7 protein-coding genes are annotated in these 6,686 nt (G+C 58.6%); 6 read left to right on the top strand and 1 reads right to left on the bottom strand.

Annotated features, from left to right (window positions below; translation table 11 throughout):
* Nucleotides 1–342 precede the first annotated feature (342 nt).
* The 6 genes from NKJ21_RS16920 to NKJ21_RS16895 all read left to right on the top strand — a co-directional run bounded on the left by NKJ21_RS16920 (nucleotide 343) and on the right by NKJ21_RS16895 (nucleotide 4,895).
* On the top strand, nucleotides 343–657 hold the full coding sequence (locus NKJ21_RS16920; RefSeq protein WP_008806150.1) for a BON domain-containing protein: 315 nt from the start codon (nucleotides 343–345) through the stop codon (nucleotides 655–657).
* Between the two features lie 124 nt (nucleotides 658–781).
* Entirely contained in the window at nucleotides 782–1,348 is a 567-nt protein-coding gene (gene yqaB / locus NKJ21_RS16915) for a fructose-1-phosphate/6-phosphogluconate phosphatase (RefSeq protein ID WP_004174701.1), read from the top strand.
* Nucleotides 1,345–1,773 (top strand): YqaA family protein, encoded by a 429-nt coding sequence (locus NKJ21_RS16910; RefSeq protein WP_008806149.1) that lies wholly within the window; start codon nucleotides 1,345–1,347, stop codon nucleotides 1,771–1,773. The genes yqaB and NKJ21_RS16910 overlap by 4 nt, the downstream gene beginning before the upstream one ends.
* A gap of 66 nt (nucleotides 1,774–1,839) precedes the next feature.
* Complete coding sequence (gene gshA, locus NKJ21_RS16905; protein WP_239270477.1) at nucleotides 1,840–3,396, top strand: glutamate--cysteine ligase; 1,557 nt, start codon at nucleotides 1,840–1,842, stop codon at nucleotides 3,394–3,396.
* A gap of 163 nt (nucleotides 3,397–3,559) precedes the next feature.
* Complete coding sequence (luxS, locus tag NKJ21_RS16900; RefSeq protein WP_002914351.1) at nucleotides 3,560–4,075, top strand: S-ribosylhomocysteine lyase; 516 nt, start codon at nucleotides 3,560–3,562, stop codon at nucleotides 4,073–4,075.
* A gap of 52 nt (nucleotides 4,076–4,127) precedes the next feature.
* The gene (locus NKJ21_RS16895) at nucleotides 4,128–4,895 is read left to right on the top strand and encodes a helix-turn-helix domain-containing protein (RefSeq protein WP_008806147.1); all 768 of its coding nucleotides are present in this window, start codon (nucleotides 4,128–4,130) and stop codon (nucleotides 4,893–4,895) included.
* Here the strand turns inward: NKJ21_RS16895 and leuA are convergent.
* The gene (gene leuA / locus NKJ21_RS16890; protein ID WP_155010979.1) at nucleotides 4,874–6,550 is read right to left on the bottom strand and encodes a 2-isopropylmalate synthase; all 1,677 of its coding nucleotides are present in this window, start codon (nucleotides 6,548–6,550) and stop codon (nucleotides 4,874–4,876) included. The two genes, NKJ21_RS16895 and leuA, sit on opposite strands and share 22 nt — an antisense overlap.
* Between the last annotated feature and the right edge of the window lie 136 nt (nucleotides 6,551–6,686).

Genomic DNA, 6,686 nt, shown 5'->3' with positions numbered 1-6,686 from the left:
AGTACTCGGCTACGAACCGAGCGGTCGGAGGTTCGAATCCTCCCGGATGCACCATATTCTCCTTAGTAACAGCGACGACGTTGTTGTATGGTCTGCGAAATCAGCGCCAGCACCAGGGAGGATAACGTTGCGTAAGCAACGGCCCGAAGGGCGAGGCTTAGCTGAGTCATCCTCCCGGATGCACCATCTTCACTCTTTACTCTCTCCTCACCATCCCTATAACCTCGTTTTCCATCACCGGTTTCATACTGACTTTTTTTATTGGCAAGCCGCGCTTTCCACTATAATTTATCCTTGTATATCAGCGTTATCAGGCTGAGTTAAATGCAAGGAGAGAAATCCATGAAATGGTTCAAAGCAATACCTGCTTTTTGCGCGACGCTGCTGGTGGCGACGGCCCTTACTGGCTGTGCCGGTTCGTCCACCAAAGAAAGCACCGGCGGTTACATTGACGATACCGTGGTGACCACTAAGGTGAAAACGGCGCTCTTTAACGATAAAGATATCAAGTCCTCAGAAATCAGCGTCCAGACCTTTAAAGGCCGCGTGCAGTTGAGCGGGTTTGTCTCCTCTGCGGAAAGCGCTAAACGTGCGGTGGAAGTCACCCGTCGAGTACAGGGCGTGCGTATGGTCGAGAACGATCTGCGTATTAAATAAGACCCACTACCCGGTTTATGCCTGAAGGCGCCTGAGGGCGCCTTTGTCGTTTGAGCCGCTGGCCGCGACAACGACGGGCTTTTGCGATAGAGTAACTATTCATTAACCGGTTGGTGAGAAGACAATGTACGAAGGTTACGCAGGACTGATCTTTGATATGGATGGCACCATTCTCGATACCGAGCCGACCCATCGGCAGGCATGGAACGAGGTGTTGGGCCGCTACGGTATGCGTTTCGACGAACAGGCGATGGTCGCGCTCAATGGCTCACCAACCTGGCGGATTGCCCAGGCGATTATTGAACTCAACCAGGCGGATCTCGATCCACATCGCCTGGCGCAGGAAAAAACCCAGGCGGTTAAGGCGATGCTGCTGGACAGCGTACGCCCGTTGCCGCTAATTGAGGTGGTCAAGGCGTGGCATGGTCGTCGCCCGATGTCGGTGGGTACCGGCAGCGAAAGCGCCGTCGCCGAGGCGCTGCTGGCGCACCTGGGCCTGCGTCATTACTTCTCTGCGGTGGTGGCGGCCGATCATGTGGTCAACCATAAACCCGCGCCCGATACCTTCCTGCTGTGCGCCGAGCGCATGGGCGTCGCGCCGGAAAAATGCGTGGTCTTCGAAGATGCCGACTTTGGTCTGCAGGCGGCGAAGCGTGCAGGCATGGACGCTGTTGACGTGCGTTTGCTGTGAGTGACGCGCTGTCACTCACCTCGCTGTTTGCCAGTAGCTTTTTAAGTGCCACGCTGCTTCCCGGTAATTCGGAGGTTGTGCTGGTGGCTATGCTACTTGCAGGGGTCAGTCATCCATGGTGGTTAGTATTAATAGCAACAATCGGCAATAGCCTTGGAGGGGTAACTAACGTTATTCTGGGGCGCTTGTTTCCGCTGCGCAAAACCTCGCGCTGGCAGGAGCGGGCGGCTGGCTGGCTTAAGCGCTACGGCGCGGTCACGCTCTTACTGAGCTGGGCGCCGGTTGTCGGCGATTTACTGTGTTTGCTGGCGGGATGGATGCGCATTTCCTGGGGACCGGTACTCTTTTTCTTATGCCTTGGTAAGGCGCTGCGCTATATCGTTATTGCAGCAGCGACGCTTCAGGGTATGACGTGGTGGCACTAATTGGACTGATAGTTCATCCATTACAATTATGCTTATTCAAACGATTTCGACAGGCGGGAGGTCAAATTGATCCCGGACGTATCACAGGCGCTGGCCTGGCTGGAAAAACATCCGCAGGCTCTGCAGGGTATTCAACGTGGTCTGGAGCGGGAAACGCTGCGCGTGAACGCAGACGGCACCCTTGCATCGACCGGTCACCCTCTGGCGTTAGGCTCAGCGCTGACGCATAAATGGATTACCACCGATTTTGCCGAAGCTTTACTCGAGTTCATTACGCCGGTGGATGGCGATATTGAGCATATGCTGACCTTTATGCGCGATGTCCATCGCTATACCGCGCGTCAGCTGGGCGACGAGCGGATGTGGCCGCTGAGTATGCCATGCTATATCGCTCCCGGTCAGGATATTGAGCTGGCGCAGTACGGCACCTCAAACGTGGGGCGTCTGAAAACGCTGTATCGCGAGGGGCTGAAGAACCGCTATGGCGCGTTGATGCAGACTATCTCCGGCGTGCACTATAACTTCTCGCTGCCGATGGCGTTCTGGCAGGCGAAGTGTGGCGTGGAAGACGTCGAAAGCGGTAAAGAAGCTATCTCGGCGGGCTATTTCCGCTCGATTCGTAACTACTATCGTTTTGGCTGGGTGATCCCTTATCTGTTCGGCGCCTCGCCGGCGATTTGCTCCTCGTTCCTGCAAGGGAAACCGACGACGCTGCCTTTTGAGGAAGCGGGTAATGGTATGTACTACCTGCCGTACGCCACCTCGCTGCGCCTCAGCGACCTCGGTTATACCAATAAGTCGCAAAGCAATCTCGGAATTACGTTTAACGATCTGCATGAGTATGTGGCAGGATTGAAGCGGGCGATTAAAACGCCGTCGGAAGAGTACGCTAAAATCGGGCTGCAGAAAGACGGCAAGTATCTGCAGATCAACAGCAATATCCTGCAGATTGAAAACGAACTCTATGCGCCGATCCGTCCGAAACGCGTGACCCGTCGGGGCGAAACCCCGTCCGATGCGCTGCTGCGCGGCGGCATTGAGTACATTGAAGTGCGTTCGCTGGATATCAACCCGTTCTCGCCGATCGGCGTTGACGCCCAGCAGGTGCGTTTCCTCGATCTGTTTATGGTCTGGTGCGCGCTGGCCGACGCGCCGGAGATGAGCAGCGATGAGCTGCTGTGCACTCGCACCAACTGGAATCGGGTGATTCTGGAAGGGCGTAAGCCGGGCTTAACGCTGGGGATTGGCTGCGAAAGCGCGCAGTTCCCGCTGGCTCAGGTGGGCAAAGATCTGTTCCGCGATTTACGCCGCGTGGCGCAGACCCTTGACAGTATCCACGGTGGCCAGGCATATCAGCAGGTCTGCGACGAGCTGCTGGCCTGCTTTGACGATCCGGAATTAACCTTCTCAGCCCGCATTCTGCGTTCTATGATTGAAGAAGGGATTGGCGGCACTGGCCGTGCATTGGCGGATCGCTATCGGACGCAGCTGCGGGGAGAGCCGCTGGAGATCCTGAGCGAAGCCGATTTCATCGCCGAGCGCGAGGCATCGGTGGCACGGCAGAAGAAAGTGGAAGCGGAAGACAGTGAGCCGTTCGAAGCGCTGCTGGCACGACACGCGTAGCCGCTGACGATACAAAAGAAAAAGGCCACATCAATGTGGCCAAACTTTCATCTCTGATTCAGGGATGATGATGATAATAAATGCGCGTCTTTCATATACTGAGACTCGCGGCTGAACAAAGAGTTCATTTTATTTTAAAAAAAATCACTCCCGGAGGTGACGAATGCCGTTGTTAGATAGTTTCACAGTCGACCATACCCGAATGGAAGCCCCAGCGGTGCGTGTCGCGAAGAAAATGAACACGCCGCATGGCGATGAAATCACCGTTTTCGATCTGCGCTTCTGCGTGCCGAACCAGGAAGTGATGCCGGAACGCGGTATCCACACCCTGGAGCACCTGTTCGCGGGCTTTATGCGCGATCACCTGAACGGGAATGGCGTGGAAATTATCGACATTTCGCCAATGGGCTGCCGCACCGGGTTCTATATGAGCCTGATTGGTACACCGGACGAGCAGCGCGTCGCTGACGCCTGGAAAGCGGCGATGGCCGATGTGCTGAAGGTGAAAGATCAGAACCAGATCCCGGAGCTCAACGTCTACCAGTGCGGAACCTATACCATGCACTCGCTGGAAGAGGCCCAGGACATCGCTCGTCATATCATTGAGCGCGATGTACGCATCAACAGCAACGACGAACTGGCGCTGCCGAAAGAAAAACTGCAGGAACTGCACATCTAGTGCTTCCGCCACGGCCCGACGCCTGTCGCCGGGCCGCTCTCCTGACGCCGCCATGACGACCACCACGACTTTCTCCTTTCAGCACCGCCCGCTGGTGCCTTTTGCCCATGATTATGCCCACGGTGACCAGGAAGACTGGCATCAGCATGACTGCGCCCAGCTGCTGCATATTTTAAGCGGCGTGGTGCGGGTCGCGACACCGGCAGGTTACTGGGTGGTGCCTCCCGGGCGCGGCGTCTGGCTGCCGGCGGGAACGCCGCACGCGCTGCGTATGACCGGCAACGTGGCGGCGCGCACCCTGTTTATCGATCCGCTGGCGCGCGCCGATCTCCCGGCGGGTTGCCAGATCGTACAGATCACGCCGCTGCTGCGGGAACTGATCGTCTCATCCCTGGGACTGGCCGAGTGCTATGCCCCCGCCAGCCGTGACGAACGGATTTATGAGCTGATCCTCGATGAGATCCGCGGGATGGCGATCCTGCCGTTTGGCCTGCCGGAACCGCAAAGTGACACGCTGCGTCGGCTGTGCCAGCAGGTACGCGAGGCGCCGGGCGAAGCCTGGAGCAGCGGCCAGGCGGCAAAGGTGTGCAGCATGAGTGAGCGAACCCTTAACCGCCATTTTCAGCAGCAGACTAGCCTGACGTGGAGCGAGTGGGTGCGCCGGGCGAAGCTAATGGAAGCGCTGATTCGCCTGGCGCAGGGTCACTCCGTGCTGCGGGTGGCGCTGGAGCTGGGCTACGGCAGCCACAGCGCCTTCAGCGCCATGTTTCGTCGGGTGATGGGCGTCGCCCCCAGCGACTATTTTCGCCCTTCGACCTGATCGGCGACGCTGATCGCATTGCACAATGCCTGCAGCGAAGCGCGCGCCACGTCATTATCAATACCCACTCCCCAGTAGCTTTCACCTTGTGGAAAAACGCAGCGGATATAGGCGACCGACCGACTGTCGCTGCGCGCGCCAAGGGTATGCTCATGGTAGTCCTTGATCATAAACGGTTGTCTGAGCAGCGCGCTGAGGCCGCTGGCGGCGGCCGACAGCAGGCCGTTGCCCTGGCCCTGCAGGCGTCGGGTTTCGCCGTGGTGTCGCAGCGTCGCCTGCAGCGAAAGCTGGCCATCCTGTTGGCTGGCGCTCTGATAATCAAGCAGCGTCAGCGCAGGCTGCGCCAGCAGGCCGTAGCGCGTGCGGAACAGCTGCCACAGCGCGTGGTGGGTCATCTCTTTGCCGTCGCTATCGGTCACCTGCTGTACATGCTGACTGAAGTCCTGCTGCAGCCCGCGGGGCAGCTTGAGACCATGGTTTTGTTCGATAAGCCAGGCGCTGCCGCTTTTTCCCGACTGGCTGTTGACGCGGATCACCGCCTCATAGCTACAGCCAATATCCTGTGGATCAATGGGCAGGTAGGGCATCTGCCACGGATCGCCTGGCTGACGGGCATCAAACCCTTTTTTGATGGCATCCTGATGGGAGCCGGAGAAGGCGGTATAAGCCAGACTTCCCGCCCACGGGTGGCGTGGGTGAACGGGGATCTGGTTGCAGTTTTCCACCACCTCCACCACCCGGTTCATCTGCTCGAAGCGAAGCTCAGGGTCGATGCCCTGGCTGTAGAGATTCATGGCCAGCGTCACCAGGCAGACGTTGCCGGTGCGTTCGCCATTGCCAAACAGGCAGCCTTCCACCCGATCGGCGCCGGCCATCACCGCCAGCTCGGCGCTGGCGACACCGGTCCCGCGGTCGTTGTGCGGGTGCACGCTGATGCAGACCTCGCCGCGGCGGGAGAAGTGGCGGCAAAAATACTCGATCTGATCGGCATAGACGTTGGGGGTGTTCACTTCCACCGTCGCCGGCAGATTGACGATCATCGGCCGTTCGGCGCAGGGCTGCCAGACGCCCGCCACCGCCTCGCAAATCTCAAGGGCAAACTCGGGTTCGGTAAAGCAGAAGGTCTCTGGTGAGTATTCGTATTGCCAGCGGGTCTCCGGCTGTTGTTCGCACTGCTGGCGGATAAGTCGGGTGGCGCGGGTCGCCAGGGCGATCACTTCGGCTTTATCCATCCCGAAGACCAGCTCGCGAAACAGCGGCGCGGTGGCATTGTAGAGGTGGACGGTGGCCTGGCGGGCGCCACGCAGTGCCTCAAAGGTGCGCAGGATCAGCGGATCCCGCGCCTGGGTCAGCACCTGGATGGTGACATCTTCCGGGATGCGCTGCTCGTCGATCAGCTGGCGGACGAAGTTGAAATCGGTTTGCGAAGCGGAAGGGAAGGCGACCTCAATCTCTTTAAAACCGCACTCCAGCAGCAGATCCCAGAACTGCAGTTTTCGGGCGCTGTCCATGGGCTCCGCCAGCGCCTGGTTGCCGTCGCGCAGGTCGGTCGACAGCCAGCGCGGGGCGTGGCTGATTTGCCGGTCGGGCCAGCGGCGGTCGGGCAGGGCAATCGGCGGATAGGGACGGTACTTTTCAGCAGGATGGCTCAGCATAGTGTTCTCCTTAATAGTCAGCCTTTATCCTGCCCGAGCACCGGGTGGCGAGCTTTCGCAAACGAGACAGAAACTAGCGAGAATTGGACAATCTGACGCCATAAAAAAGGGACCCGCAGGTCCCTTAGTCTGATGC

This window comes from Klebsiella sp. SWET4 (genome assembly GCF_024296565.1).
Classification (GTDB): Bacteria; Pseudomonadota; Gammaproteobacteria; order Enterobacterales; family Enterobacteriaceae; genus Klebsiella; species Klebsiella variicola.
Note: the sequence above shows the minus strand (reverse complement) of the source record. Positions and strands in the feature narration are given on the sequence as shown.

What these genes read in the sequence shown, in the direction of transcription:
- leuA (WP_155010979.1), bottom strand. Translation starts at nt 6,550, where the DNA reads ATGCTGAGCCATCCTGCTGAAAAGTACCGTCCCTATCCGCCGATTGCC.
- yqaB (WP_004174701.1), top strand. Translation starts at nt 782, where the DNA reads ATGTACGAAGGTTACGCAGGACTGATCTTTGATATGGATGGCACCATT.
- NKJ21_RS16920 (WP_008806150.1), top strand. Translation starts at nt 343, where the DNA reads ATGAAATGGTTCAAAGCAATACCTGCTTTTTGCGCGACGCTGCTGGTG.
- NKJ21_RS16895 (WP_008806147.1), top strand. Translation starts at nt 4,128, where the DNA reads ATGACGACCACCACGACTTTCTCCTTTCAGCACCGCCCGCTGGTGCCT.
- luxS (WP_002914351.1), top strand. Translation starts at nt 3,560, where the DNA reads ATGCCGTTGTTAGATAGTTTCACAGTCGACCATACCCGAATGGAAGCC.